The following is a 25,913-nucleotide window of genomic DNA, read 5'->3' on the forward strand; positions in this document are numbered from 1 at the left end:
ACCCCGGATGCGGCCATATCGAAACGGCCCGCTTGCGTCGTCGCTCCGGCAGCATAGCCCTCGGTGACGAAAAAGGACTCGGTCACACCGGCGTGTGCGGCATTAATCGGTGATCCGGCACTTTTATGTACCAAGGTCGCTACGGAACGTGATCAGGTTGCCGCCGGGGTGACCCCGCCCGGCAGGGCGAGCATCTGATCCAGCGCCACCCGGGCGTGGTGGGCGGTGTCGGCGTCCACGGTGATCTGGTTGACCACCCGACCCGCGACCAGCTCCTCCAGGGCCCAGACCAGGTGGGGCAGGTCGATGCGGTTCATTGTCGAGCAGTAGCAGACAGCCTTGTCCAGGAACATGATCTGCTTGTCCGGGTGGGCCAGCGCCAGCCGGCGGACCAGGTTCAGCTCGGTGCCCAGCGCCCACGCCGAACCGGCCGGAGCCGCCTCGATCGTCTTGATGATGTATTCGGTGGAGCCGACGTAGTCGGAGGCGGTGACCACCTCGTGCCGGCACTCCGGGTGGACGAGCACGTTGACCCCGGGCACCCGCTCCCGTACGTCGTTGACGCTCTCCAGGGTGAACCGGCCGTGCACCGAGCAGTGCCCCCGCCAGAGGATCATCTTGGCGTCGCGCAGCTGCTCGGGGGTGAGCCCGCCGCCGGGCTTGTGCGGGTCGTAGAGCACACAGTCGTCGAGCGACAGGCCCATCTCCAGCACCGCCGTGTTGCGGCCCAGGTGCTGGTCGGGCAGGAAGAGCACCTTCGACCCCTGCTCGAACGCCCAGTCCAGGGCGCGCTTGGCGTTGGAGGAGGTGCAGACCACGCCGCCGTTGCGGCCCACGAAACCCTTGATGTCGGCCGACGAGTTCATGTACGTCACAGGAACCGTGTCACCGGCGATGCCCAGCTCGGTGAGCGTGTCCCAGGCGGCCTCGACCTGACCCAGCACGGCCATGTCCGCCATCGAACAGCCCGCCGCCAGGTCGGGCAGGATCACCCGCTGGGCGTCGGTGGTGAGGATGTCGGCGCTCTCGGCCATGAAGTGCACGCCGCAGAAGACGATGTACTCCGCGTCCGGGCGGGCCGCGGCCTCCCGGGCCAGCTTGAACGAGTCGCCTGTCACGTCCGCGAACTGGATCACCTCGTCGCGCTGGTAGTGGTGCCCCAGCACGAAGACCTTGCTGCCGAGCTTCGCCTTCGCCGCCGCGGCCCGGGCCACCAGATCGGGATCGCTGGGCGCCGGCAGGTCGCCCGGACATTCGACGCCGCGCTCGGTGTCGGGGTCGCTGCCCCGACCGAGCAGCAGCAGAGCCGTCGCCGTGTTGGAAGGTTCCATCCAGGTCGAAGTCACGTGATCCATGGTCCCACAGCGCGAGCACGGCGCAGCTCCGCTCGGTGTGGGCTGCCACACTGCTCGGCATGCGTGTGCTGCTCTGCCCAGACAAGTTCGCCGGCACCCTGCCCGCACCGGAGGTCGCCGCCGCGGTGGCCGCCGGGTGGCGCACCGTCGCCGCCGAGGACGACCTGCTGATCCGGCCCCTCGCCGACGGTGGGCCGGGCTTCGTGGAGGTGCTCGCCGAGGCCCTCGGTGGCCGGCGGGTGCCGGTGCCGACAGTCGACCCGCTGGGCCGGCCGGTGGCCGGTGAGATCCTGCTCACCGTCGACGGCGCCACCGCCTACCTGGAGAGCGCCCAAGCGTGCGGCCTGCACCTGCTCACCCCCGCCGAGCGTGACCCGAAGGCCACCACCTCGTACGGGCTGGGCCTGCTGTTCACCGCCGCGGTGGAGAGCGGGGCGCGCACGGTGGTGATCGGGCTGGGCGGCTGCGGGACCAACGACGGCGGCGCCGGGATGCTTACGGCGCTCGGCGTCACCCCGCTGGATGACGCCGGCCGCGCCTTGCCGTACGGCGGCGAACCGCTCGCCGCGGTCGCCGCGGTGGACGGCGTTCCCCGCCTGCGCGGCATCCGGCTGGTCGCCGCCACCGACGTCGACAACCCGCTGCTCGGCCTGCACGGCGCGAGCAACGTGTTCGGCCCGCAGAAGGGCGCCGACCGGGCCGACGTGCTGCTGCTCGACGCCGCGCTGGAACGCTTCGCCGCGGTGCTGGAACGGGACCTGCCCGGCTGCCCGGCAGGGCTCGGCGCGCTGCCCGGCGGCGGTGCCGCAGGCGGCCTCGGCGCGGCCATCCTCGCGCTCGGCGGCAGCTGCGAGTCGGGCATCGGTCTGGTCACCCGGGCCACCCGGCTGGACGCCGCGCTGGACACCGCCGACCTGGTGATCACCGGTGAGGGTTCCTTCGACCACCAGTCGCTGCGCGGCAAGGTCGTGGCCGGTGTGGCGGGCGCCGCCCGGGACCGGGGGGTCCCCTGCGTGGTGGTGGCCGGTCAGGTGAGCACCGGTCGGCGGGAGGCCGCCTCGGCGGGGGTTACCGACGCGTACAGCCTGGTGGAGCACTTCGGCGGGGAGGAGGCCGGCGGGCTGGACGCCGCGCTCAGCCGGCCCGCGGACGGGCTGCGCGAGCTGGGCGCCCGACTGGCCCGGCAGTGGAGCCGCTGAGCGCTCCGCCAGCGCGGTCGGCACCGCCACGTCCGGGGCGACCTGCGATGCCGGTCCCGCCACGCGGGTGCGTCCGGCCGGGGCGGCGTACGATCGGAACTGGACCACAACCGGGAATCACTGGACGGCGCGCGGCGTTGGCTAGTGCGTCCGGACCCAAACCGCGCAGGGAGACTTCCACGTGACCACGCCAGCGCAGACCGAGTCGACCGAGGCCCAGGCCGCCCCTACTTCCGTCGTCCTCACCGACGTCGCGGCGCAGAAGGTCAAGGCTCTGATCGAGCAGGAGGGCCGCGATGACCTGCGGCTCCGCGTCGCGGTGCAGCCGGGTGGCTGCTCCGGCCTGCGGTACCAGCTGTTCTTCGACGAGCGTTCGCTCGACGGTGACGTCGTCACCGATTTTGATGGCGTCGGGGTCGTCGTCGACCGGATGAGCGCCCCCTACCTGTCCGGCGCGACTATCGACTTCGCTGACCGGATCGACGCACAGGGCTTCACCATCGACAACCCGAACGCGGGCAACTCCTGTGCCTGCGGTGACTCGTTCAACTGAGTCGCGCCACAACCAGCACGAGGCGGGGCCGTCCTTCGGGGCGGCCCCGTCGCCGTTCGGGGTGACCGTCGGAGCGGGCCCGGCTCGCCGGTTACCGGCGGGTTGCCATTGTCCGACCGAGCCGACGCCACAGGGTTGCCGGGCCGGTAGGCTGACCGCGCCCTGCTCCCGACCCCGAGGGTTGACATGAAGATCGCCGTGACCGGCTCGATCGCCACCGATCACCTGATGAGCTTCCCTGGCCGGTTCGCCGACCAGCTCATCGCCGATCAGCTGCACAAGGTTTCCCTCTCCTTCCTGGTGGACGACCTGGTGCTCCGCCGTGGCGGGGTGGCGGCGAACATCTCCTTCGGCATGGCGCAGCTCGGGCTGCGTCCGGTGCTGCTCGGCGCGGTGGGTGCCGACTTCGCCGACTACCGCTCCTGGCTGGAGCGGCACGGCGTGGACTGCGACTCGGTGCACATCAGCGAGGTGGCGCACACGGCACGGTTCGTCTGCACCACCGACACCGACATGTGCCAGATCGCCTCGTTCTACGCCGGCGCGATGAGCGAGGCGCGCAACATCGAGCTGGCCCCGGTCGCCGACCGGCTCGGCGGCCTGGACCTGGTGCTGGTCAGCGCCAACGACCCGGAGGCGATGCTGCGCCACTCGGCCGAGTGCCGCAGCCGCGGGTACGCGTTCGCCGCCGACCCCTCCCAGCAGCTCGCCCGGATGCCTGGCGAGGACGTGGTGGCGCTGATCGAGGGCGCCGAGTACCTGATGACCAACGACTACGAGAAGTCGTTGCTGCAGAGCAAGGCGAAGTTGAGCGACGACCAGCTGCTCGACCTGGTCAAGGTGCGGGTCACCACGCTTGGCAAGCACGGCGTGGAGATCGCCGGGCGGGGCATCGACCCGATCCACGTGCCGATCGCCCGGGAGATCCGCGCGGTCGACCCGACAGGGGTGGGCGACGGCTTCCGCGCCGGCTTCTTCACCGCGCTGTCCTGGGGCCTCGGCCTGGAGCGGGCAGCCCAGGTCGGCTCGCTGCTCGCCACGCTGGTCCTGGAGACCGTCGGGACTCAGGAGTACGACGTTCGCCGCGACCTGTTCGTGAAGCGGCTCGCCGAGTCCTACGGCGATGCGGCCGCCGACGAGATCCGCCCGCATCTGCTGCCATAGTCGGCTTGTCCGATTGTTGACAACCGCTGACGGCAGGCATTGCTCCTAGCCGGAGCGAGCCTCGACCGTCAGCGGTTGCAGCTTTCCGTCGGGTTCCGACAGCCAGAGCACCGACTGCAGGTTGACCACTGTGTTCGCGTTGTTGGGAAATATGCAGACCCGGGATCCGACCGGAAGGCGTACCTGTCGGTCGATCACGCTGTGGTGGTCGAATATGCGATCAATTGTGACGCGGGGCAGATCCACCAGTTCGCCGTATCCGTCGAGCCAGGCGGGTCGGTCGCGGCCAATGGCTTTCGCTCCGGCGTCCAGCACGGCGCGGTCGGAGCTGCTGTGGACCACCGTCGCGACGACGCACAACGCCGACCGAGCGCGATCCATGCCCAGCGCGACCTGTTGGCGATCTCCCAGGGCGTACGTCCCCGGGCGGTATTCGGTGACGATGTCGGAGCCGCCGTGGCTCATGGTGGGTGTTGATCCCGCACTGACGACAAGATTGGTCAGGCCGCGTTTTTCCATCTGAGACAACGCAAGGCCAAGGGCCTGGGTCTCCTCGGCGGAAGCGGCTGCGGACTTGCCGGGAAGATAGGACTGCCCCGGATAGGTGTAGATGCCCCGCACGTCGAAATCCAGCTTGCCGAGCGCCACTGCGAACTCTCCCGCATCCGCGGGGTTGATTCCCGAGCGGCGACAGCCGCAGTCGACCTCGATCAGCACCTTCGGCCGCCCGGCCGCCGACAGGCACTCACGAAGTGCCCGGGCGGCCGGCACCGACTCCACGCCGAAGAGCACGTCGCCGTCCTCGTGGACGCGTTCGACGGCGCGTCGATTGGATCGGTCGGCGATGAGGGGAAAGGCGATGAAGACGTCCTCGATGCCGGAGGCGATCAGGGCTTCGGCTTCGTGCAGGTTCGCACAGGTGGCACCCTTGGCTCCTGCCGCGGCCTGCATGAGGGCGATCGCGCTGGACTTGTGGGTCTTGAAGTGCGGGCGGAGGCTCGCACCCCAGCCGTCGACAAGCCGCTGCATGGAGACGATGTTCTTCTCCAGTTTCGCGCCGTCGATCAGACAGTAGGGCGTGGGGATCTCCGCCTCAACGCTGCTCATCCGGCTTCCCTGAGACCACGGCGACCCCCCTCAGATAGCGGCGGAACCCGTCCACGGGCGCGTTGAACTCCAGGGACCGGTACAGGGCTTGAGCGTTCGTCCGGGCGCTGTTGGAGATCAGCTGGATCTTGTAGCAGCCCTTTGCCTCCGCGAACCGCACCGTCGCCTCCATCAGGGCGCGGCCGATGCCCAGGCGGCGTTTGCCCGGATCGACCACCAGGTTCTCGACGATGGCCCAGGGGCTTCCGTCTCGGGACAGGTTGCTGACGACCACGACATCGACGGTGCCGATGACCTCGCCGTCCACGTCGGCGACGAGCACCTGGCGATTCTCCTGCCCCAGCATGTCCTCGAAGATCTCCACCTCGCGGTCGGAGGCGGGCGCCTTGCGGTCGCCGTCGTGCATGAGTTCGAGCAGGCGGACGAGGTCGTCCACATCCGAGGATTTCGCCGGCCGCACGTAGTTCTCATTTGTCATAGTCGCCTCGTTCGGTAGACATCGCTCATCCTCCACGGAGCGCTCAACGGTTGCTTCGTTTCCCGCCCGACGAAGTCTGGCTTGATCGAGGATGCCGGGTGCGAGAAGAGCGAGACGGTCTTGATCGTAGCGGGGGCCTTGGACTTGGCGAGCTCAAGGGCCGCTCGCAGATCCTGCCCCGAATACAATTCGCCCACCGCAAGTAGCAGTCTCTTTCCGGCGAGATCCGGTAGCACCTCCGGATATCGGATATGGGCGGCGCTCAACCCGTCCGTCTTGTCGAGTATGGTGTCGATCACGAACAGGGGAAGGTGGCCCATGTTCCCGGCAAGCATTCCGCCGAGAATCGCACCGCCGCGTCCGACTCCGATGACCACGTCAGGATCGAAGCTCGACGCCTGTATCTCTTTCAGCAGCGACCTCGTGCACGTCTCTACCATTCTCCACGAGATCTTGTTTCGCTCGCGGATGAGCCGGATGGACAAAAAGATGGTGAACAGGCTCGCTATGCTCGAAATAACTAATGACGCTGCGTTGACTATCGCCACTAGGTCCTCCGTCTGAGGCTCAGTTAGAGGCAGCATGGTAACGGGCTACGGCTAAACCCGGTGCCCTTCCGACAAGCAGCGATCAGCGATGGTTGACAGCGGGAGTATCGTCGGATAGTCCCGCTTCCCGAGACGTCTTTCCCGGAGGCGAAAAACCCCCGGTGATGCGATTTATTGCCCTCTTTCCGGGAATATGGGCAACAGCGAAAGCTGGGACGGTCAGTGGGAGCGGCGGACGTCGTAGGCCGGGCCGTCGGGGCCGGTGATCGCGCCGACGAACTCCTGACCGCGCATCCGGCACCAGGCGGGGATGTCCACCGCCGCCGCCGGGTCGTCGGCGAGCACCCGCACCACAGTGCCCACCGGCACCTCGGGCATCCGTCGGGCCGCCGCGATCACCGGCAGTGGGCAGCGCTGGCCCCGGCAGTCGAGCACCTCGTCGGGCATCGTCACAGCCCCACCACCCCGGCCTCGGCGCGCAGCCCGGCGACGATCCCGGGCAGCTCGGCGAGGAACCGCTCGACATCCGCCTCGGTCGTCTCCCGGTGCAGGCTGACCCGGACATTGCCGTGCGACAGCACACCCATCGCCTCCAGCACGTGCGACGGCCGCAGCGTCGACGACGTGCAGGACGAACCGGACGACACCGCGAAGCCTCGCCGGTCCAGCGCGTGCAGCAGCGTCTCACCGTCGACGTACAGGCAGGAGAACGTCACCAGGTGGGGCAGCCGCAGCACCGGGTCACCGACCACCTCCACGTCGGGCACCTCCGCCGACACCCGCGCCCGGATCCGATCCACAAGCGGCGCCAACCGGGCCTGCTCGGCCGCCGCGTCGGCCGCCGCCGCGCGCAGGCTCGCCGCCGCCGCCACCACCGCGGGCAGGTTCAACGCCCCCGGGGTACGCCCACCCTCCCGCTCGTCGGCAGGCCACGGCGACTCCCAGCGGGTGCCCTTGCGGACCGCCAACACTCCCACGCCGGGCGGCCCACCCCACTTGTGCGCGCTTGCGGTGAGTACGGACCAGCCGGCCGGCAGCGGCACCCGGCCGACCGACTGCGCCGCGTCGACATACAGCGGCACCCCGACGTCAGCGCAGGCGGCAGCCGCCTCGGCGACAGGTTGCACGGTGCCCACCTCGTGGCTCGCGCTGATCAGCGCGGCCAGTGCGACGCCGGGCACCCGGACGGCGTCCGACCAGGCAGCCAGGTCCAGTCGACCCCGCCGGTCGACGGGCACCGAACTGGCGGCGCCGCCAGCCGCGACGTGCCGCTCCGCCGCGTGCAGGACGGCGGAGTGCTCGATCGCCGAGTGCACGAACGTCGACCCGACTCTGCGCCGCCCCGCCAGGCCACCGAGCACTGCCGCGTGCGCTGCCGTCGTACCGCTGGCAGTGAAGGACACCTCGTCGGCGCGGACGCCGAGCGTCTGCGCGGTGGCCTCGCGGGCGGCGTCGAGCAGTTGACGAGCACGACGAGCCTGGGTGTAGAGCTTGCCCGGATCGGCCCAGCCGTCCTCGAGCGCGGCCAGCAACGCCTGCCGGGCGACCGGATGCAGCGGCGCGGCGGACGCCGCGTCGAGATAGACCGGGGAAGCGCTCACGGGACCGCCTTTGCTCGCGGCTGCGGTGCTCGCAACCCCGGCTCACTCCTCACGCTCACGGGACCGCCTTTGGTCGCGGCTGCGGGGCTCGCAACCCCGGCTCACTCCTCGCGCTCACGGGACCGCCTTTGGTCGCGGCTGCGGGGCTCGCAACCCCGGCTCACTCCTCGCGCTCACGGTTACCAACGCTATCGCGGCGGTATGCGCAGGATCCCCCCGATGGGGGCGGAGAGTGACCCCACCACGGCCGAGCCCGTCATGGTCGAGTAATCTGCGACCGTCGGTGACGCCTTTGCCGCCGGTGCTGACGGAAGACGCACCGCGGCGCGCTAGGGAGGCAGGACCAGGTGGTCGCAAGGAGTTCGGAGGTACGGCCGTCGGCCGTACGGCACAGCGCTTCGCCAGGGTTAAGTGGACCCCGGGGACGTGGTGCTGGTCGGTTGGCCGGGCTCGGTCTCGGTGGCGTGGCGCTGCTGGTCCTGCTCACGGGTTGTGACGTCGGCGCGACGTTCGGCGGCTTCGGCTGGCCGCAGGGCGGCATCACGCCGGAGTCGCGGCGGATGTACGACCTGTGGATCGCCTCCTGCATCGCCGCGCTCGCGGTCGGGGTCTTCGTGTGGGGCCTGATCTTCTGGTGCGTCGTGCGCTACCGCAAGCGTGGCAACGCGCTGCCGGTGCAGACCCGCTACAACCTGCCGATGGAGTTCCTCTACACCATCGCGCCGATCCTGATCGTGTCTGTGCTGTTCTACTACACGGCGATCGTGCAGACCGACGTGGACAAGCTGTCGAAGAACCCGGACGTCACGGTCGAGGTCGTCGCGTTCAAGTGGAACTGGCAGTTCAACTACCGCGACGGGCAGGGCCCGGACGCCCGCACCACGGCGTCGACGCTCGGCACCAGTGACGTCATCCCGGTGCTCGTGCTGCCGACCAACCGGTCCATCCGGTTCGAGGAGACCAGCCGCGACGTCATCCACTCCTTCTGGGTGCCGGAGCTGCTGTTCAAGCGGGACGTCTTCCCGGGCAACGTCCGCAACGTGTTCGAGGTTTCCAGCCTGGACGCCGAGGGCGCCTACGTCGGCCGCTGTGCCGAGCTGTGCGGCAGCTACCACGCGTTCATGAACTTCGAGCTGCGCGTGGTCTCGCCGGAGAAGTACGACCAGTTCCTGGCGGCCAAGCAGGCGGGCAAGTCCACCCAGGATGCGCTTGCCGAGATCGGTGAAGAGCCGTACGCGGAGACCACGCGGCCGTTCGACACCCGGCGGACGCAGAGCAACTTCAACCCGGACGACGCTCCGGCCATCCCGGGAAGCTGAGGCAGCCGCATGAAGACCGAGTGGCGAATCTTCCTGATCATCGCCGGGTTCCTCTTCGGCGCCACGATCCTCTACGGCGCCTGGACGCACGGTGAGTCCGGCCATGTCGAGTGGGTGGGCACCGTAGCCCTGCTGCTGTCGTTCCTGCTCTGCACGATGTGCGGTGGGTTCTTCTGGTTCGTCTCCCGCCGTATCGACCTGCGCCCTGAGGACCGGCCGGACGCCGAGATCGCCGACGGCGCCGGCGAGGTGGGCTTCTTCAGCCCGGGCAGCTACTGGCCGTTCGGCCTGGCGCTGGCCGCCGCGATCGCCGCTCTGGGCATGGTGTTCTGGCAGTACTGGCTGATCGGCGCCGGTCTGCTGGCGGTCATCTTCAGCGCCTGTGGGCTGCTGTTCGAGTACTACTCAGGCACCCGGCGTACCGCGGAGCACTGATCACCCGGCCGCGCTCGCGGCCGACCCGTACCGCATGACGAAGGCCCGTTCCCCGGATGGGGGAGCGGGCCTTCGTCATGCGGTACGTCGGAGCTGGTCGACAGGTCAGGCGGCCTGCCGGCGGGTGGGCTGGCGGTGCCGGCGGTCGGTCAGCCGGGTGACGGGCACGGTGAACGTGGCGATCACCACGGCCGTTCCGCAGCCGGTGCAGATCAGCTCGGGACAGTCGGTGCCGTGGCCGTCGACGCAGGGCGGCGCCTCGAACGGTGCCACGCCCTCGCAGACGTCGCAGTAGAGCTCGCGGTCCGACACGGGCGTCTCCTCTCACATTTCGGGCCACCCGCTCCGGTGCGACAGCGGCACACGAGAGCGGCGGAGAACTACTCGCCTGTAGTTTCCCACCCGGGTCCGACAACTCTCCGCCGGCATGACCCTCCACCGCGCCGCACGTGTCGCCGCGGCGCCCGTCGAGGGCAGGTCAGACGGTGGTGGCGGTCTCGATCCAGCGGTCGAGGGTGGCCGCTGCCGCACCGGAGTCGATCGACTCGGCGGCGCGGTCCAGGCCGGCGCGCAGCGCCTCGGTCAGGTCGCCCTCCAGCGAGCCCTGGGTGGCGAGCGCCGCCGCCGCGTTGACAAGCACCGCGTCGCGCACCGGCCCGGTCTCGCCGGCCAGCAGGCGACGGGCCACGCCGGCGTTGTACGCGGCGTCACCGCCCCGCAGGTCACCGAGGGTGGACCGGGGTACCCCCAGGTCCGTCGCGTCCAGCACAGCCTCGCGTACGGTGCCGCCCTGAGCCGCCCAGACGCGGGTCGGCGCGGCGGTGGTGAACTCGTCCAGCCCGTCCTCGCCGCGCATGACCAGCACCGAGTCGCCGCGGGCGGCGAACACTCCGGCCATCACCGGCGCCATCCGCGCGTCGAAGCAGCCGACAGCGCCGGCGCGCGGCCGGGCCGGGTTGGTCAGCGGGCCGAGGAAGTTGAACACGGTGGGGACACCCAGCTCCCGGCGGACCGGCCCGGTGTGCCGCATCCCGGGGTGGAACCGGGCCGCGAAACAGAACCCGATGCCGGCCTCGGTGACACAGCGCACGATCGCATCCGGGTCGAGGTCGAGCGGGATGCCGAGGAACTCCAGCAGGTCGGCGGTGCCGCAGGAGGAGGACGCGGCCCGGTTGCCGTGCTTCACCACCCGGACGCCGGCGCCGGCCACGACAAGCGCGGCCATCGTGGAGATATTTACCGTGTGCGCGAGATCACCGCCGGTGCCGACCACGTCCAGGGCTGTCGAGCGCAGCTCGTCGGGGAGGTCGACCGGGACCGCCCGGCTCAGCATGGTCTCCACCAGGCCGGCCAGCTCAGCCGAGGTCTCGCCCTTGGCCCGCAGCGCCACCGCGAAGCCGGCGACCTGTGCGGCGCCCGCCGAACCAGCCATGATCTCACCCATCGCCCACGCCGTGTCGGCGCTGGACAACTCTTCGCCGCGCAGCAGCGAGGTGAGCAGGTGCGGCCAGGTCCGATCGCCCATGGCGGGCCTCCCGAGCGTGCGAAGTGCGGGTGGGCTGGAACCGGCGCCGATCACCCCGGCGCCGCGTCGGTGCCGGAGAGCGGGGGACGTCAGGCGGGTGCGTGCGTCCGCAGCAGCTCGGCCACCGTATTGCCGGTGGTCACCGGGTCGAGCGGGTGCACGAGCGTCCCCTCGACCTCGGCGTACGCGGCGAGCCATCGGTCCGCGGCGCGGGCGATCACCAGGCAGACCGGGGGAGCGTCCTCCCGGTCGTCCTTGATCTGCCGGGCGATGCCGATGCCGCCGCCCGGGTTCGCCTCACCGTCGAGCAGCATGAGGTCGATCTCATAGTCGTCGACCAGGCGGATCGTCTCGGCGTAGGTCGACGCGTCCACGAACTCGACATGCAACCCGGGCGCGGGCCGGGTGCCGACGGCGAGCCGCATCCGGTCACGGACCTGCGGGTCGTCGCTGTAGAGCAGGACGGTACAAAGTCGATCGCTCATGCCGGCACTCCGCTTCGCTCCGTGCCGTCATGAGGAACCATCGCACTGAGCCCGATGATTCGTTCGCTGTGCTCACTCATGCCGGCACTCTGCTTCCACCTCGAAAAACTGCGCCGATCGTACCGGGCGGCGTGACGTAGCCGACACGCCGCCTGCCGCCGTCGGCTCCGCGTACCGTCGTCGCAGCTCAGGCGGTCGTGGCGTCGGCGGCGCGTTCGCGTGCCTCCTGGCGGTCCAGCTCGCGATCGAGTCGGCGGGCCTCCCGCTCGGACTGCTTGATCCACTGCACGACGAGCACCGCGATCATCGTCACGCTGACGAACTCGCCACCCGCCCAGAGGATGCCGCCGGCCAGCACCTGGTCGGCCTTCGGGTCGGCCCAGCCCAGGTTGAGCGACGGGTACCAGTCGCCGCCGAACAGCGTGCTGCTCTGCATGATGGTGAGCCCGAGGACTGTGTGGAACGGCACGGAGAGCAGCATCAGCAGCGCGCGAGCCGGGTACGGCCAGCGTCCGGGCAGCGGGTCGAGCCCGAGCAGCGGCCAGAAGAAGACGCAGCCGGTCATGATGAAGTGCGCGTGCACCAGCTCGTGCGCCCAGGCGTGCTCAAGCGTGTAGCGGTACAGGTCGCTGAAGTACAACACGAACGGGTTGACCACGAAGATGGCGAACGCCACGAGCGGGAAGCTGTAGACGCGGGCCACACGGCTGTGCACGATCGCCAGGAGGCGCTTGCGCGGCCCGACCGGCAGGGTCCGCAGGGCAAGCGTCATCGGCGCGCCAAGCGCGAGGAAGATCGGCGCCACCATGGAGAGCACCATGTGCTGGATCATGTGCACCGACAGCAGCGCGGTGTCGTAGGCGTGCAGCCCGCTGACCGTGACCAGCGCGATGCCGCCCAGGCCGGGCCCGAGGAAGAACGCCGTACGGGCGACCGGCCAGCGGTCGCCACGGACGCGCAGGCGGTGCACCCCGTAGAGGTAGAGACCGGCGGCGAGCACCAGGCCCAGGGCCAGCCAGCTGTCCAGTCGGGTCTCGGTCAGGACCGCGCCGACGGTGAACGGTGGCGGGGTCGCCTCGGCGCTGGCGGCCAGCGTGGACGAGCCCACCGGAGTGGCCGCGAGCACAACGGCCGGGACGGCCGAGGTGGCGGCGAGGATCGGATCGACGTGCAGCACGCTTTTCAGGCTAGGCCAGGCGAACCGGACCCTGACGGTCGGCCCACGGAAGGCGCAGGTTTGCCACCCCGCTGATCGCCGGCCCCGGTCAGGGGCAATAATGACGGCGTGACTGCGGCCCCAGCCATTGACAAGAGCCGGATCCACTCTCTGACGCGACCCAACATGGTCAGCGTCGGGACGATCGTGTGGCTCTCCAGCGAACTCATGTTCTTCGCGGCGCTGTTCGCGATGTACTTCTCCATCCGCGCTGCTGCGCCGGAGCAATGGGAGAAGCACACCGAGCACCTGAACATTCCGTACGCGACCACCTTCACCGTGATCCTGGTGCTCTCGTCGGTGACGTGCCAGCTCGGTGTCTTCGCGGCGGAGAAGGGTGACGTGCACGCGCTCCGGCGCTGGTTCACCGTCACGTTCGTGATGGGCCTGATCTTCGTACTCGGTCAGTTGAACGAGTACCGGGAGCTGGTCCACGAGGGCGTCAAGATCAACGCCGACGGGTACGGATCGATGTTCTACCTGACGACCGGCTTCCACGGCCTGCACGTGACCGGCGGTCTGATCGCCTTCATCATCTTCATGGTCCGCACGACCATGGGTCGGTTCACGCCGGCGCAGGCGACCTCGGCGATCGTCGTGTCGTACTACTGGCACTTCGTCGACGTCGTGTGGATCGGGCTGTACGCCATGATCTACTGGCTTCAGTGATCTTGGCGCGTCACGAACCGCGCCGCTGCTTCGTCCCCTGAGACAAGGTCCAACCGGTTAAGGACACCGCTCATGACTTCTGACAACGACCGCCGACGCGGCCTGCTCGCGCGGTTGCGCGCGCGGCCCGCCGCGCGCAGCAGGGGCCGCCGCCGGCTGGGCGCCGCAGTCCGGCTGATCGCCGCGCTGATGCTCGCCGGCGGTGCCTACACCGTCTTCGCCCCCGGTGCGCAGGCGCAGGACAACACGCCGCTGACCGGCGCCGCAGCCGAGGGCAAGGCGCTGTTCGACGTGAGCTGTGTGACCTGCCACGGACGCAACGCCCAGGGCGTCGAGGGTCGCGGCCCGAGCCTGGTCGGCGTCGGCGCCGCCTCGGTCGAGTTCCAGGTCAGCTCCGGCCGGATGCCGATGGCCCGGCAGGAGGCGCAGGCCCACCGCAAGCCCCCGCTCTTCACCGACGAGCAGACCCGTCAGCTCGCCCAGTACATCCAGGAGCTCGGCGGCGGTCCGGTCGTGCCGGAGGGCGACGTGCTCCGCGACGGCGCCAACGTCGCGTCCGGCGGCGAACTGTTCCGGATCAACTGCTCCCAGTGCCACGCCTTCGGCGGCGGCGGTGGTGCGCTCTCCTCGGGCAAGTTCGCCCCGAGCCTGCACCCGGCGACCGACCGGCAGATCTACGCGGCGATGTTGAGCGGTCCGCAGAACATGCCGGTGTTCGGCGACAACCAGCTCCGGCCGGAGCAGAAGGCCGACATCATCGCCTACATCCAGGAGACGCTGAAGCACGACCAGGACCCGGGCGGGTTCAACCTCGGTCGGTACGGACCCTCCACCGAGGGCCTGGCGATCTTCCTGGTTGGCATCGTGGCGCTCGTCTTCGCCAGCCTGTGGATTGCGGGCAAGTCGTGACCGAGCGGACCATCAGATTCCGTGCCGTGGTGCCGCTCGGCGCCACCCGTAGCGAGGTGACGGCATGAGCACCCACACCGAGCACCCGGCCTCCCACGGCCCGGAGCCGCTCGACCTGAACGACCCCAGCCTGACCCGGTTCGACATCGTCCGCGAGGGTGCTCGTCGGGACGACATCGAGATCGTCCACTACGAACCGCAGGTGCTGCCCGGCACCAAGGCCGAGCGTCGGCTGACCCGTGTGGTTGCCGCGTTCTTCCTGATCACCGGCCTGGCGGCCACCGCGTTCCTGGCCGTCTACATCTGGTGGCCGTGGCAGTACGAGCCGGGCCGAGGCGGCGACAAGCTCTACACGCCGCTGCTCGGCGCCACCCTCGGTGTGGCGCTGCTCGCCGTCGGCTTCGGCATCCTGACCTGGGGCAAGAAGTTGCTGCCCAAGGAGGTCTCGATCCAGGACCGCCACGAGGGCACGGTGGACGCCGAGGGCCGCACCATCACCGGGCAGACCATGCTCTACATGGCCGACGAGTTGGGTGTGAAGCGTCGCCCGCTGCTCGGCATCTCGCTGCTGGCCGGTCTCGCGCCGGTCGCCGCTGTCGCTGCGGCGCCGCTGGTCGGCGGGTTGATCTCCAACCCGCACAAGAACAACCAGATGTTCCGCACCGGCTTCTCCCCCACGGAGGGTGGCCAGCGGATCCGCCTGGTCCGCGAGGACGGCCGTCCGATCCGCCCGGCGGACGTCAGCGCCGGCGGTCAGCTGACCGTCTTCCCGGGCATCGAGCACGGCGTGAGCAACCTGCACGCCGACTCGCCCACGCTGCTGATCCACCTGCGTGACTCGGATGCGCAGGAGTCCCGCCGGGCCAACGAGAAAATCGGCCACGGCGACTACATGTGGGGCAACTACGCGGCGTTCTCCAAGATCTGCACGCACGCCGGCTGCCCCGCCAGCCTGTACGAGCAGCAGACCAACCGGCTGCTCTGCCCGTGTCACCAGTCCCAGTTCCTGATCACCGACAACGCCAAGCCCGTCTTCGGCCCTGCCAGCCGGCGGCTGCCGCAGCTGCCGATCGAAGTGGACTCCGAGGGTTTCTTCGTGGCGAAGTCCGACTTCACCGAGACCGTCGGGCCTGATTTCTGGGAGCGGCCATGAAGCGTCGAAAGCTTGACCTGAAGGCGACGCCGGGCAAGGCCGCGGTGGGAGTGGACGACCGCTTCGCGGTGGCCACCCCGCTGCGCAAGCTGCTGAACAAGGTCTTCCCGGACCATTGGTCGTTCCTGCTCGGCGAGATCGCGCTGTTCTCGTTCGTCGTGCTGCTGCTGACCGGTGTCTTCCTCACCTTCTTCTACGAGCCGGCGATGACCGAGGTGGTCTACAACGGCAGCTACGCCCCGTTGCAGGGCACCCCCATGTCCGCCGCGTACGCCTCCAGCCTGGACATCTCGTTCGACGTCCGCGGCGGCCTGGTGATGCGGCAGATGCACCACTGGTCGGCGCTGCTGTTCATGGCCGCGATCGTCGTGCACATGCTGCGGGTCTTCTTCACCGGTGCCTTCCGCAAGCCGCGCGAGACCAACTGGATCATCGGCTCGCTGCTGTTCTGGGTCGGCTTCCTGGCCGGCTTCACCGGCTACTCGCTGCCGGACGACGGCCTGTCCGGCACCGGCCTGCGGATCGCCTCGGCGATCATGCTGTCCATCCCGGTTATCGGCTCCTGGGTCACCTCGTCGGTCTTCGGCGGCGAGTTCCCCGGCACGATCATCATCAGCCGGTTCTTCATCGCCCACGTCCTGCTCATCCCGGGCCTGCTTGTCGCCCTGATCAGCGTCCACCTGGGCCTGGTCTTCAAGCAGAAGCACACCCAGTGGCCCGGCCCCGGCCGGACCAACAACAATGTGGTCGGCGAGCGGATGTTCCCGCGGTACGCGCTGAAGCAGGGCGGCTTCTTCATGGTCGTCTTCGGCGTCGTGGCGCTGATGGGCGGTCTGTTCCAGATCAACCCGATCTGGCTGTTCGGCCCGTACGAGGCGTGGGTGGTCTCGGCCGCCAGCCAGCCCGACTGGTACGTCATGTTCCTCGACGGCTCGACGCGACTCATGCCGGCCTGGGAGATCAACATCCCGATCGGTGACGGCTACGTCATCCCGCCGCTGTTCTGGCCGACTGTGGTGCTGCCCGGCATCCTGGTGGGCATGTCGACGCTGTACCCGTTCCTGGAGGCGCGTCACCTCAAGGACCGCAAGAGCCACAACCTGCTCCAGCGGCCCCGCGACGTTCCGGCCCGGACCGCGCTCGGCGCCATGGCGGTGTCGTTCTACATCGTGCTGACGCTCTCCGGCGCCAACGACGTGATCGCCGACAAGTTCCAGATCAGCTTGAACGCGATGACCTGGGCCGGCCGGATCGGCCTGCTTATCGTCCCGCCGCTGGCGTACTACGTCACCTACCGGCTCTGCCTGGGTCTCCAGCAGCACGACCGGGAGGTGCTCGCGCACGGCGTGGAGACCGGCATCATCCGACGTATGCCGGACGGCCGGTTCGTCGAGGTGCACCAGCCGCTCAGCGCGGCGAACGGGCACGGCGACGGCCACGGCGAGCTGGAGTACGTCGGCTGGGTGGTGCCGAAGAAGATGAACCGGCTCGGGGCCCTCGGCCCGGCGATCCGGGGCTTCTTCTACCCGATCGAGAAGCCTGTGGAGGCGCCGGTTTCGCCGGGGCACCCGCCGGTCGAGCCTCGAGGAGAGCACGAGGAGATCGGCAGCGGCGAGAGCCGCCGCTGACCTCCCGAACCCCGCGTCACGTGGCGCCCGCCGGACTCCGGCGGGCGCCACGCCGTTTATCAGCCGTCGTCACCCAACCGGCCAGGAGTCGGACGGTCGACGCGGGACCGTCGACCCCGCGCGACGGGCGATCGCAGGAATAACCCCCGTGAGCCGGGTATCCGTGCGGTCCAACGTCTCAAGGGGGGGAAGCATGTTGGGTATCAAACGCCTCGGCCTGTTGGCCGCGCTGGTACTTGTCGGCGTCGCGCCGGCTGCGGCCGCGCAGGCCGCGGCACAGCCGTCAACGCAGGACACCCAGTATCTGCAGGCGGTGCACCAGGTGAACCTGTTCGAGATCACCGCCGGTGGCCTGGCTGAGCAGAAGGGCCAGGACCAGGGGGTGAAGGACCTGGGCGCGATGTTGAAGACCGACCACACGTCTCTGGACCAGACAGTGCAGCAGACCGCGTCGCAGCTCAACGTCGAACTGCCTAAGGAACCCACTACCGATCAGCAGGCGGTCATCGACAAGCTGAACAACGTCAGCGGCGCGGAGTTCGACAGGCTCTGGGTGACAAGTGAGCTGGCTGGTCACGTCCAGGCCATCCAGGCCACCCAGACGGAGATCTCGCAGGGCTCCGACCAGTCGGTGGTCCAGTTGGCCCAGACCGCCCTGCCGACGCTCCAGGCGCACTATGACGAGCTGGTCCAGCTCGCCAACCAGTTGGGTATCCCGGTCCCGCAGACAAGCGCCAGCGGTACGCCCAGCCCGGGCGGCACCGGCACTGAGTCGCCGGCTCCGGGTGGCACCGGCACCGAGTCGCCGGCCCCGGGTGGCACCACCGAGTCGCCGGCTCCGGGCGGCGGCACCACCGAAACGCCGGCTCCGAGCGAGAGCTGACGTAAGCGGTAACAGGACGGCCGGTTCACCCGCTCGGGTGGACCGGCCGCCGTGTGTCCGGGTCGGCCACAGTCGGCCGACAGGCGTCAGTCGGTGCTGGCCAGACCGATCGCGAAGGCCTGCTCGAGGTCGTGCTGGGAGTACGCCCGGAACGCGATGTGCGACTCGGTGTTGAGCACGCCCGGCACCTTGGAGATGCTGCCCGCGATGACCTGGGCGATCTGGTCGAACTCGCGGACCCGGACGATGGCGATGAGGTCGACGTGCCCGGCCACCGAGTAGACCTCGCTGACGCCGGAAACGTTGGCCAGGGTCTCCGCCACCTCGGGGATCGCATCGGTGGCGCAGTCGATCAGCACGATCGCGGTGATCACGGCACATTGCTCCGTTCGTCGGCGTCGTCGCCCATGCTAGATGTTCACACCGTGCCCGGAGACAGGAGCCCGTGCCGCTCAGCCGTGTGCGGTGGCCGGCACGGTGCCACCGTCGGTGGACCGGATCGCGTCGTGCAGCCGTTCACCCGGGTGCACTGTCGCGCCCGGCCACACCACAGTGCGGCACACGTCGCCGTCCACCCGCGCACCGGCGCCTACCACCGACTCCACACAGCGACCGGTGACAATCGCCGAGGGGTCGACCAGGCTGCCACCGGCGGCGGCGTGCAGGTTCGCCCTCAGGTAGTCGGCGGGGGTGCCGGTGTCGTAGAAGGTCCCCCGGTAGGGCACCACCTCCAGCGCGCCGGCCGCCTCGGCCGGCCGCCAGACGGCGCGGACCAGGTCGGAGAGGACCACGGGCAGGTCGCGGACGAGCCGCCAGGGCAGCAGCGACAGGCCTGTGAAGCAGTGCCCGGCGAAGGTGCCCGGTGCCGTCGGGTTCGCGGCGGGCTGACCGAGCAGGCGTACGGTGTGCCCGTCCCAGCCGTCAAGCATCGCTGCCACGTCGGGGCCCGGGGGAGCGGCGGGGTCGGCCAGGTACGCGTCCGCGTTGGCGACCAGCACCGGCCGTCCGTCGATCCAGCCGCGCAGGTTGGCAAGCCCACCCGCGGTGCCGAGCGGATCACCCGGCTCCACCGACAGGTGAGCGCGGTCGCCGACGTGTGCCACCACCTGGTCGGCGAGGTAGCAGGCGTTCACCGCGACCCGGGCCGCGCCGGCCAGGTCGAGCCCCGCCAGCCGGGCCAACGCGCGATCCAGCAGCGGCACGTTGCCCACCGGGCAGAGCGCCTTGGGCACCCGTTCGGTGAGCGGGCGCAGCCGGGTGCCCTCGCCGGCGGCAAGCACCACCGCGCAGACGTCCGCCGGCCCGCCCGCCCCGGTCATGGCGCGGTGTCGGGGATCGGTGGCGGGAACTGCCCGGCCAGCGGGCCGATGTCGTAGTAGGCGAGCAGCCGGGCTGTGGGCCAGGTCAGCTTGGGCAGGTCGTCCAGCGGGTGCCACGCGGCCTCGAAGACTTCCGCGCCGTCGACCGCCAGCGCGGTGTCGGACGCCGGCACCTCCGTCTCGAAGACCATGTCCACCCAGCCCTTGGCGTGCACGATCGCGTTCGGCACCGCCGGGCGCAGCCGCGACGGGGGGAGCCGGATGCCGGACTCCTCGAACAGTTCGCGGGCCGCGCCCACCACCGGCGCCTCGGCCCGATTGAGCAGGCCGGCAGGGAGCGACCACGCCCGGCCGGGCGGCTGCCGCAGCAGCAGCAACCGGCCCGCGCCCGTGGCCTCGGCGTCGCGGACCAGTGTGACCGCGCCGACGATGTACTTCGGCACGGCCAGCCGGACCAGGCGTCGGCGCACCGGCAACGGCAGCCGATAGAAAGCCTGGTAGAAGATGGCCCGACCAGCGGCACGGGAACGGGGGATCATGACCCCAGGCTAGTGGTCACGAATGTCCCTCGGATGCCTTGGGGCCGGGCCGGTCACTGCCGATGGTCGACCAGGTCGATGAGCTGGCGTACGACGGTGTCGGGTTCGAGCACCCGGTCGAAGACCGCGACCAGCAGGGTCTCCAGGTCGGGGTAGCCCAGCTCCTCGGAGAGCCGCAGCAGCGGCAGGTCGCTGGCGAGGCCGCGATTGTGCTGGCGCAGGGCCAGCCCGATGGTGGCCCGCCCCAGGCGGACCTTGTCGCTAATGGTGATGCCCGGCTCGGTGTGCTCGGCGAACCAGCGGTTGATCTGCATCTGGGCGTGCGGCGACTTGACGAAAGTGAGCCATTCCCGGCGCGGACCTCGCCGTTCCTCGCCGGCCTCGAAGCCGCTATCGCTGTCGTTCTCGGTGAAGATCTCTACCACGTCGCCCTCGTCCAGCTCCGAGCTCAGCGGCGCGAGCCGGCCGTTGATCCGGGCGGCGAGGCAGTGGTCGCCCCGCTCGGTGCCCAGCTCGTAGGCCACGTCGACAGGCGTGGCACCGGCCGGAAGCACCACCGGACGCCCGTCGGCGAAGACCTGGATCTGACCCTCGGCGAGGTCGCAGCGCAGCGATTCGAGGAACTTCGCCGGGTCGGCGGCGTCCGGTTCCCAGTCGAGCACCCGGCGCAGCCAGTCCAACTGCTCGGCGCGGGCAGCCGCGCTGCCCCGGCCGGAGCGCGGGAAGCGGAAGTCGGCGGCGATGCCGTACTCGGCCGACCGGTGCATCTCCTCGGTGCGGATCAGCACCTCGACAGTGCGGTTCTGCGGGCCGCAGACGCTTGTGTGCAGTGAGCGGTAGAGGTTGTTCTTCGGCGAGGCGATGAAGTCCTTGAAGCGGCCGGGGACCGGTCGCCAGGTGCCGTGGATCGCGCCCAGCGCTGCGTAACAGTCGGTGGCCGGGCCGTCGACCACCACCGAGATGCGGGGCAGGTCGTACGGGGCGGTGTGACCGCCGGCGACGGTGTCCTTCCAGATCGAGTAGAGGTGCCGGGGGCGCGGGGACACCTCGGCGTCGACCCGGCTGCGGCGCAGCGCCACCCTGGTCCGTGTCACCACCGAATCCAGGTATGCGTCCCAGCCGGGCCGGTCGTGCACGTGCCGGGCCAGCCGGGCGTGCTCCTCGGGCTCCAGGTGCAGCAGCACCACGTCGTCCAGCTCACGCTTGAGGCTCTGGATGCCCAACCGGTCGCAGAGCGGGACCAGCACCTCCTGGGTCTTGCGGGCGATCCGTTCCCGCGATGCGGCGGAACGCACGCCGAGGGTGCGCATGTTGTGCAGCCGGTCGGCCAACTTGATGATCAGCACCCGGACGTCCTTGGCGGCCGCGACGATCATCTTGCGGATCGTCTCCGCCTCGGCGGCCTTGCCGTAGAACGCCTTGTCGAACTTGGTCACCCCGTCGACCAGGTGGGCCACCTCGCCGCCGAAGTCCTCGGACAGCGCCTGGAGCGTGTAGCGGGTGTCCTCGACGGTGTCGTGCAGCAGCGCCGCCACCAGAGTGGTGGTGTCCATCCCCAGTTCGGCGCAGATCTGCGCCACCGCGAGCGGATGGGTGATGTACGGTTCGCCGCTCTTGCGGAACTGCCCGCGGTGCATGTTCTCCGCGATGGTGTACGCCCGGCGCAGCACCGCCGGGTCGGTGCCGGAGTGGATGCTCCGATGGGTGCGAACCAGCTGGGTGACCGGGTCGGAGTCGGTGGTCGGCCAGGTGAGTAACGACCGCAGGCGGCGGGTCAGTGGCAGCTCACCCGACTGGGTCGGCAGGGCGCCCCCCAGGGCGGCGCCGTGTCCGGCGTCGACGTCCACGAGGGACACCTCCTCACCCCGGCTCCCCGCCCGCCGAACCCGGCGAACGGGAGCAGGCCCACGAAACGGGCAGGACTGCACTCCTCTAACAGCCTAAGCGAGCCGACGTAGTCCGATCGGACACTTGGTCATGAGCGTTCGGTCGAGAGTTGGTGGGACGCTCCGCTCTCGGCCTTCGCCAGCAGGTCACGGAAGCGGCCCGCGCCACCGGCCGGGGAGGACCATCCGGAGGACATCTCGACGAGCCGGGTCTCGGATCGCTCCAACCAGGACAGGATGCGTTCGGACTCCTCCGCCGTGGCCGACGGCACCGGGCCGTGCCCGCCCGGCACCGTCTCGGCGGTGGCCCGGATGGTGTTGAGCGTGGGTCGCGGGTGGACGCCCGGAGGGGACACCCCGGCGCCGGCCAGCCGGCCGTGGCGGACCAGGGCCAGCTCCCAGCCGCCCCGAGCGGCCGGCCGGGCGGCGGCCAGCTCGGCGATTCCGGTGAGCGCGGCAAGCCGCTGCATCCGCACTGTGGCGCGCAGCACCGCGGCCAGCCGGGACCGCGTCACGGCGGCCTCCTCGTAGCGCTGGTCGCGGGAGAGCACCTCGATCCGGGCGAGCAGCGCGTCCACCACCACCTGCGGGTCGCTGGCGGTCGCGGTGCGAAACGGCGCCGCCGCGCGGTCGTCGTACTCCGCAGGGGTGATCTTGTGCTCGCAGGGTGCCGGGCAGCGACCCAGCTCGGCCAGGGCGCAGGCCGGCGTGATGGTGCGCAGCGAGAGCCGGTGGGTGCACTGGCGCAGCGGCACGGCGTCGTGGAAGCCTGCGGCGGCCAGCTCGGCGGATCGCCGGGAGGTGAAGGGCCCGAGGTAGGCGGTGTCCGCCGGGGAGATCTCACGGACGATCGACAACCGGGGGTACGGCCCGTCGGTCAGCTTGAGCCAGACCATCCGCTCCGGGTATTTCGACCGCCGGTTGTACGGCGGCGCGTGCGCGGCGATCAACCGCAGCTCTCGGACCTCCGCCTCCAGGGAGTGTGCGCACTCCAGCGCCTCGACCCGTTCGGCCGCGGCAAGCATCTCGGAGATCCGGGCGCGCTTCTCGCCGGCGGTGAAGTAACTGCGCACCCGTGTCGCGATGTCGCCGGAGGTGCCGACGTAGAGCGGTCGGTCGTCGGCCGCCCGGAAGATGTAGACCCCGGGGACCTTCGGCAGCCCGTCGGCCAGGTGGCGCTTGCGGCGCTGGGTCGGTGTGACGGCGCGGGCGAACTCGATGGCCTCGCCGACGGTGTCCACCCGGTGGCCGCCGAGCCGGCCGATCAGCCCGTGCAGCACGTCGACAGTGGCCTTCGCGTCGTCGAGCGCCCGGTGGTTGGGCTGGGTGGCGGTGCGGAAGTAGGCGGCCAGGGTGCCCAGCTTGCGGTTGGGCACCTCGTCGCGGGTCAGCACCCGACGGGCCAGCGCGGCCGTGTCCAGCACGCGCGGATTGGGCCAGCGGTAGCCGTGCTTGGCGCAGGCGGCCTTGAGGAAGCCCACGTCGTAGGGGGCGTTGTGGGCCACCAGCACCGCGTCGGCGAGAAACTCCAGAAAGCTCGGCAGCACCTGCTCGATCGGCGGCGCCGGCACCAGCATGGCCTGGGTGATCCCGGTCAGCACGGTGATGAACGGCGGGATCGGCTGCCCCGGGTTGACGAGGGTGGCAAGCACGCCCAACTGCTCGCCCCCGCGCACCTTCACCGCACCGATCTCGGTGATGCCGCCGCCGTCAGGTGCCCCGCCGGTGGTCTCCAGGTCGACCACCACGAAGGTGGTCGCATACAGGGGCAGCGCCGGGTCCACCCCGCCCACCGGGTCGAGACCGGCAAGTGACTCCTGGACGTACTCCGCCTGTGCCATCGGCGGCACGCTAGCGCCCCGGTCCGACACTCCCGGCACAGAGGCCCCACCAGTAGTCATGGGGCTAGGATGAGAGATCGGCTCACTCACCGGGCGGTGGGCCCACCAACGGTGGGAGACTTGCCACATGCCCCTCACCGAGCCGTACGACGACCACCTCCCGCAGGAGGATCCGGTCGCGGTCGACGGTGCCGTGGGCGACCCCGACGCGGGCCCCGACGCCGCGTCGGCTCCCGACGGTGAGCAGGTCATCGAACCCGAGCCCACGTTGCCCGAGCCGGTCCGACAGCGGATCGTGGCCTTGACCGCCGCCGTGCTGCCCACCCTTGTCGCCGACGAGGTGCCGGTGCCACTGCGCCGGGTGGCCAAGTTCGCACCGAACCGGCGGGCCCGGCTCGGCGCGCCGGCCATCGCCGCCCAGCTCGCCGCTGATCCGCTGTTCCGGCAGCGGGTCACCGCCCGGGTGCTGACCGACGCCGGCGACCTCGGCGCGGCCGTGATCGAGGGCACCGCGCCGGCCGCCGCCGACCCGGTCGAGGTGGCCGCGCTGGCCTACCTGGCCCGGCCCCGCAGCTGGCGCGAGTTGATCGACGCCAGCGGCGCTGCCGTTCGCGCCGAGGCCGACAGCGCGGTCGTCGCCGAGTTGGTCCGCGAGGCCGAGCAGCGGGCCACCCGTGCCGAGCACGACCGGGCGGTGGCCCGGGTCGAGGCCGAGAAGCTGCGCGGCGAGCTGTCGCGCGTCCGCGAGGAGCTGGGCCAGCTCCGCGAGGAGTCCCGCCAGCTCGCCCGTACCCTGCGGGAGACCCAGGCCCGCGAGCGCAAGGCCACCGAGCTGCTGGCCACCGAGCGTGGCCGGGCCGCGCGGGCGAGCGCCGACGTCGACGCCGAGCTGCGTCGCGCCCGCGCCCGGCTCGCCGAGGCGGAGGCGGCGGCCGGGGTGGCCCGCGCCAGCGCCAAGGAGGCGCGCTCGGTCGACGATGCGCGGCTCTGGCTGCTGCTGGAGACCATCGGTCAGGCAGCCGTCGGGCTGCGCCGCGAGCTGGCCCTCGACCCGGTGGACAAACTCCCCGCCGACTTCGTGGCCGACGCGTTCGCCGAGCAGCCGGGCACCGCCCCGGCCGGTCCGGCCGCCCGTGCCCGCGACACCGACGACCCGGCCCGGCTGGACCAACTGCTCGCCCTGCCCCGGGCGCACCTGGTGGTCGACGGCTACAACGTCACCAAACGCGGCTTCGGCGAGATGTCCCTGGAACAGCAGCGCAAGCGCCTGATCACCGGGCTGGGCGGGATCGCCGCGCAGACCGGCGACGAGGTCACTGTCGTGTTCGACGGGGCGGAGCGGATGCACGGGCTGCCACCGGCGCCCCGCGGCGTTCGGGTGCTCTTCTCCCGCAAGGGAGAGACGGCCGACGAGCTGATCCGGCGGCTGGTCCGCGCCGAACCGCCGGGGCGTCCGGTGGTCGTGGTCTCGTCCGACCGCGAGGTCGCCGACGGGGTCCGCAGGCACGGCGCCTACCCGCTCGGCGCCGACTCGCTGCTGCGCCGCCTCGCCCGCTCCTGAGCCCGTGCCTGGCTCGGGCCGGCCGCGGGGCCGTGCCCTGCACGAGGTCGGTGAGGTGGGGGTGTCCTGCCGAGCGGGATAGCCCGATATCGCTGATCTGGAGTCGATCTCGCCCTCAAACGGTCGCTCGGGGCGGTTGGCCGGTTTCTGTCGTACCCGGTGGCTAGCGTCGATGTGACCGAGGGTGCTCGGGCGGTGGCGACGGTGCGCCGGCCGGGCATCGCGAGCCGATCAGGAGGCGTGATGCTCATCGACTGCGAGGGGTGCCCGAGCCAGGGGGCCGGTTGTTCCGGCTGCCTGGTGGCCGCACTGTTCGACGAGTCGTCCCCGGCGGCCGGGCTGGTCGCCGCCGAGGTCCAGGCCATCGAGGTGCTCGCTCGGGCCGGTTTCGACGTGGAGGTGCTGGCAGCGCCCGCACGCCCCAGCGCCGCCCGCCGCCGCGACTCCCACCGGGTCGCCTGAGCACCGCACCGCGCCCGGAGCCGGCTTTTCGCGGACCATAGGATGGGCGGTCACGGCGGGAGGAGCGGCGGGGATGAG

Annotated in this window: 27 protein-coding genes; 12 read left to right on the top strand and 15 right to left on the bottom strand. The window is 70.6% G+C overall.

The genetic code is table 11. The features are described 5' to 3' along the window. Window positions 1-152 precede the first annotated feature (152 nt). Entirely contained in the window at window positions 153-1,346 is a 1,194-nt protein-coding gene (nadA, locus tag ACFY2Q_RS09870; protein ID WP_387128839.1) for a quinolinate synthase NadA, read from the bottom strand. Between the two features lie 68 nt (window positions 1,347-1,414). On the opposite strand from nadA, the gene ACFY2Q_RS09875 reads away from it, so the two are divergent. The 3 genes from ACFY2Q_RS09875 to ACFY2Q_RS09885 all read left to right on the top strand — a co-directional run bounded on the left by ACFY2Q_RS09875 (window position 1,415) and on the right by ACFY2Q_RS09885 (window position 4,271). Beyond that, window positions 1,415-2,554 (top strand): glycerate kinase, encoded by a 1,140-nt coding sequence (locus tag ACFY2Q_RS09875; RefSeq protein ID WP_387128840.1) that lies wholly within the window; start codon window positions 1,415-1,417, stop codon window positions 2,552-2,554. A gap of 181 nt (window positions 2,555-2,735) precedes the next feature. Next, window positions 2,736-3,107 carry an iron-sulfur cluster insertion protein ErpA gene (gene erpA, locus ACFY2Q_RS09880; RefSeq protein ID WP_387128841.1) on the top strand — a complete coding sequence of 124 codons (372 nt, stop codon included), beginning with the start codon at window positions 2,736-2,738 and terminating at the stop codon, window positions 3,105-3,107. Between the two features lie 186 nt (window positions 3,108-3,293). Then, window positions 3,294-4,271: a carbohydrate kinase family protein gene (locus ACFY2Q_RS09885; RefSeq protein WP_387128842.1), complete on the top strand. Its 978-nt coding sequence runs from the start codon at window positions 3,294-3,296 to the stop codon at window positions 4,269-4,271. A gap of 45 nt (window positions 4,272-4,316) precedes the next feature. Here ACFY2Q_RS09885 and ACFY2Q_RS09890 read toward each other — a convergent pair whose 3' ends face one another. The 5 genes from ACFY2Q_RS09890 to ACFY2Q_RS09910 all read right to left on the bottom strand — a co-directional run bounded on the left by ACFY2Q_RS09890 (window position 4,317) and on the right by ACFY2Q_RS09910 (window position 8,005). After that, entirely contained in the window at window positions 4,317-5,378 is a 1,062-nt protein-coding gene (locus ACFY2Q_RS09890; RefSeq protein ID WP_387128844.1) for an alanine racemase, read from the bottom strand. Further along, window positions 5,365-5,838, bottom strand: a complete 474-nt coding sequence (locus ACFY2Q_RS09895) for a GNAT family N-acetyltransferase (protein WP_355593165.1) — start codon at window positions 5,836-5,838, stop codon at window positions 5,365-5,367. The genes ACFY2Q_RS09890 and ACFY2Q_RS09895 overlap by 14 nt, the downstream gene beginning before the upstream one ends. Before the next feature lie 14 nt (window positions 5,839-5,852). Next, complete coding sequence (locus ACFY2Q_RS09900; RefSeq protein WP_387128845.1) at window positions 5,853-6,404, bottom strand: phosphoribosyltransferase; 552 nt, start codon at window positions 6,402-6,404, stop codon at window positions 5,853-5,855. Between the two features lie 219 nt (window positions 6,405-6,623). After that, window positions 6,624-6,857 carry a sulfurtransferase TusA family protein gene (locus ACFY2Q_RS09905; protein ID WP_387128846.1) on the bottom strand — a complete coding sequence of 78 codons (234 nt, stop codon included), beginning with the start codon at window positions 6,855-6,857 and terminating at the stop codon, window positions 6,624-6,626. After that, complete coding sequence (locus ACFY2Q_RS09910) at window positions 6,854-8,005, bottom strand: cysteine desulfurase family protein (RefSeq protein ID WP_387128848.1); 1,152 nt, start codon at window positions 8,003-8,005, stop codon at window positions 6,854-6,856. The genes ACFY2Q_RS09905 and ACFY2Q_RS09910 overlap by 4 nt, the downstream gene beginning before the upstream one ends. A 347-nt stretch (window positions 8,006-8,352) precedes the next feature. On the opposite strand from ACFY2Q_RS09910, the gene coxB reads away from it, so the two are divergent. Together coxB and ACFY2Q_RS09920 are read left to right on the top strand one after the other, a co-directional pair. Next, window positions 8,353-9,324 carry a cytochrome c oxidase subunit II gene (gene coxB / locus ACFY2Q_RS09915; RefSeq protein ID WP_387128849.1) on the top strand — a complete coding sequence of 324 codons (972 nt, stop codon included), beginning with the start codon at window positions 8,353-8,355 and terminating at the stop codon, window positions 9,322-9,324. A gap of 9 nt (window positions 9,325-9,333) precedes the next feature. After that, a complete protein-coding gene (locus tag ACFY2Q_RS09920; RefSeq protein ID WP_387128850.1) occupies window positions 9,334-9,759 on the top strand; it encodes a cytochrome c oxidase subunit 4 in 426 nt (141 codons plus the stop codon). Between the two features lie 105 nt (window positions 9,760-9,864). Here ACFY2Q_RS09920 and ACFY2Q_RS09925 read toward each other — a convergent pair whose 3' ends face one another. The 4 genes from ACFY2Q_RS09925 to ACFY2Q_RS09940 all read right to left on the bottom strand — a co-directional run bounded on the left by ACFY2Q_RS09925 (window position 9,865) and on the right by ACFY2Q_RS09940 (window position 12,946). Further along, window positions 9,865-10,071: a hypothetical protein gene (locus ACFY2Q_RS09925; RefSeq protein ID WP_387128851.1), complete on the bottom strand. Its 207-nt coding sequence runs from the start codon at window positions 10,069-10,071 to the stop codon at window positions 9,865-9,867. Between the two features lie 166 nt (window positions 10,072-10,237). Next, window positions 10,238-11,284 carry an anthranilate phosphoribosyltransferase gene (trpD, locus tag ACFY2Q_RS09930; RefSeq protein ID WP_387128853.1) on the bottom strand — a complete coding sequence of 349 codons (1,047 nt, stop codon included), beginning with the start codon at window positions 11,282-11,284 and terminating at the stop codon, window positions 10,238-10,240. 89 nt (window positions 11,285-11,373) lie between these two features. Then, window positions 11,374-11,769: a hypothetical protein gene (locus ACFY2Q_RS09935; RefSeq protein WP_387128854.1), complete on the bottom strand. Its 396-nt coding sequence runs from the start codon at window positions 11,767-11,769 to the stop codon at window positions 11,374-11,376. A 187-nt stretch (window positions 11,770-11,956) separates the two neighbouring features. Continuing rightward, window positions 11,957-12,946, bottom strand: coding sequence for a cytochrome c oxidase assembly protein (locus ACFY2Q_RS09940; protein ID WP_387128855.1), 990 nt, complete (start codon window positions 12,944-12,946; stop codon window positions 11,957-11,959). A gap of 108 nt (window positions 12,947-13,054) precedes the next feature. Between ACFY2Q_RS09940 and ACFY2Q_RS09945 the strand changes: the two genes are divergently transcribed. The 5 genes from ACFY2Q_RS09945 (at window position 13,055) to ACFY2Q_RS09965 (ending at window position 18,227) form a co-directional block, all read left to right on the top strand. After that, entirely contained in the window at window positions 13,055-13,654 is a 600-nt protein-coding gene (locus ACFY2Q_RS09945; protein WP_387128856.1) for a heme-copper oxidase subunit III, read from the top strand. 72 nt (window positions 13,655-13,726) lie between these two features. Then, window positions 13,727-14,563, top strand: a complete 837-nt coding sequence (locus ACFY2Q_RS09950) for a cytochrome c (RefSeq protein ID WP_387128857.1) — start codon at window positions 13,727-13,729, stop codon at window positions 14,561-14,563. A 64-nt stretch (window positions 14,564-14,627) separates the two neighbouring features. After that, complete coding sequence (locus ACFY2Q_RS09955; protein ID WP_387128858.1) at window positions 14,628-15,716, top strand: ubiquinol-cytochrome c reductase iron-sulfur subunit; 1,089 nt, start codon at window positions 14,628-14,630, stop codon at window positions 15,714-15,716. Continuing rightward, window positions 15,713-17,344: a cytochrome b N-terminal domain-containing protein gene (locus ACFY2Q_RS09960; protein WP_387128859.1), complete on the top strand. Its 1,632-nt coding sequence runs from the start codon at window positions 15,713-15,715 to the stop codon at window positions 17,342-17,344. Before ACFY2Q_RS09955 ends, ACFY2Q_RS09960 begins: the two co-directional genes overlap by 4 nt. A gap of 193 nt (window positions 17,345-17,537) precedes the next feature. Beyond that, window positions 17,538-18,227, top strand: a complete 690-nt coding sequence (locus ACFY2Q_RS09965) for a DUF4142 domain-containing protein (protein ID WP_387128861.1) — start codon at window positions 17,538-17,540, stop codon at window positions 18,225-18,227. 86 nt (window positions 18,228-18,313) lie between these two features. On the opposite strand, the gene ACFY2Q_RS09970 is transcribed toward ACFY2Q_RS09965, so the two are convergent. The 5 genes from ACFY2Q_RS09970 to ACFY2Q_RS09990 form a co-directional block, all read right to left on the bottom strand. Further along, a complete protein-coding gene (locus ACFY2Q_RS09970; RefSeq protein ID WP_387128863.1) occupies window positions 18,314-18,601 on the bottom strand; it encodes an Lrp/AsnC family transcriptional regulator in 288 nt (95 codons plus the stop codon). A gap of 78 nt (window positions 18,602-18,679) precedes the next feature. Continuing rightward, window positions 18,680-19,546: an NDP-sugar synthase gene (locus ACFY2Q_RS09975; protein WP_387128864.1), complete on the bottom strand. Its 867-nt coding sequence runs from the start codon at window positions 19,544-19,546 to the stop codon at window positions 18,680-18,682. Further along, window positions 19,543-20,085, bottom strand: a complete 543-nt coding sequence (locus ACFY2Q_RS09980) for an NUDIX hydrolase (RefSeq protein WP_387128865.1) — start codon at window positions 20,083-20,085, stop codon at window positions 19,543-19,545. Before ACFY2Q_RS09980 ends, ACFY2Q_RS09975 begins: the two co-directional genes overlap by 4 nt. Window positions 20,086-20,138: 53 nt before the next feature. After that, a complete protein-coding gene (locus ACFY2Q_RS09985; RefSeq protein ID WP_387129125.1) occupies window positions 20,139-21,932 on the bottom strand; it encodes a RelA/SpoT family protein in 1,794 nt (597 codons plus the stop codon). A 128-nt stretch (window positions 21,933-22,060) separates the two neighbouring features. Further along, complete coding sequence (locus ACFY2Q_RS09990; RefSeq protein WP_387128867.1) at window positions 22,061-23,812, bottom strand: DEDD exonuclease domain-containing protein; 1,752 nt, start codon at window positions 23,810-23,812, stop codon at window positions 22,061-22,063. A 127-nt stretch (window positions 23,813-23,939) separates the two neighbouring features. Here ACFY2Q_RS09990 and ACFY2Q_RS09995 point away from each other — a divergent pair, with 127 nt between their 5' ends. Next, window positions 23,940-25,373 carry an NYN domain-containing protein gene (locus tag ACFY2Q_RS09995; protein WP_387128869.1) on the top strand — a complete coding sequence of 478 codons (1,434 nt, stop codon included), beginning with the start codon at window positions 23,940-23,942 and terminating at the stop codon, window positions 25,371-25,373. Window positions 25,374-25,616: 243 nt separating this feature from the next. After that, the gene (locus ACFY2Q_RS10000) at window positions 25,617-25,835 is read left to right on the top strand and encodes a hypothetical protein (protein WP_387129127.1); all 219 of its coding nucleotides are present in this window, start codon (window positions 25,617-25,619) and stop codon (window positions 25,833-25,835) included. The last annotated feature ends 78 nt before the right edge of the window (window positions 25,836-25,913 follow it).

The organism is Micromonospora sp. NPDC000316 (assembly GCF_042898885.1).
Classification (GTDB): domain Bacteria; phylum Actinomycetota; class Actinomycetes; order Mycobacteriales; family Micromonosporaceae; genus Micromonospora.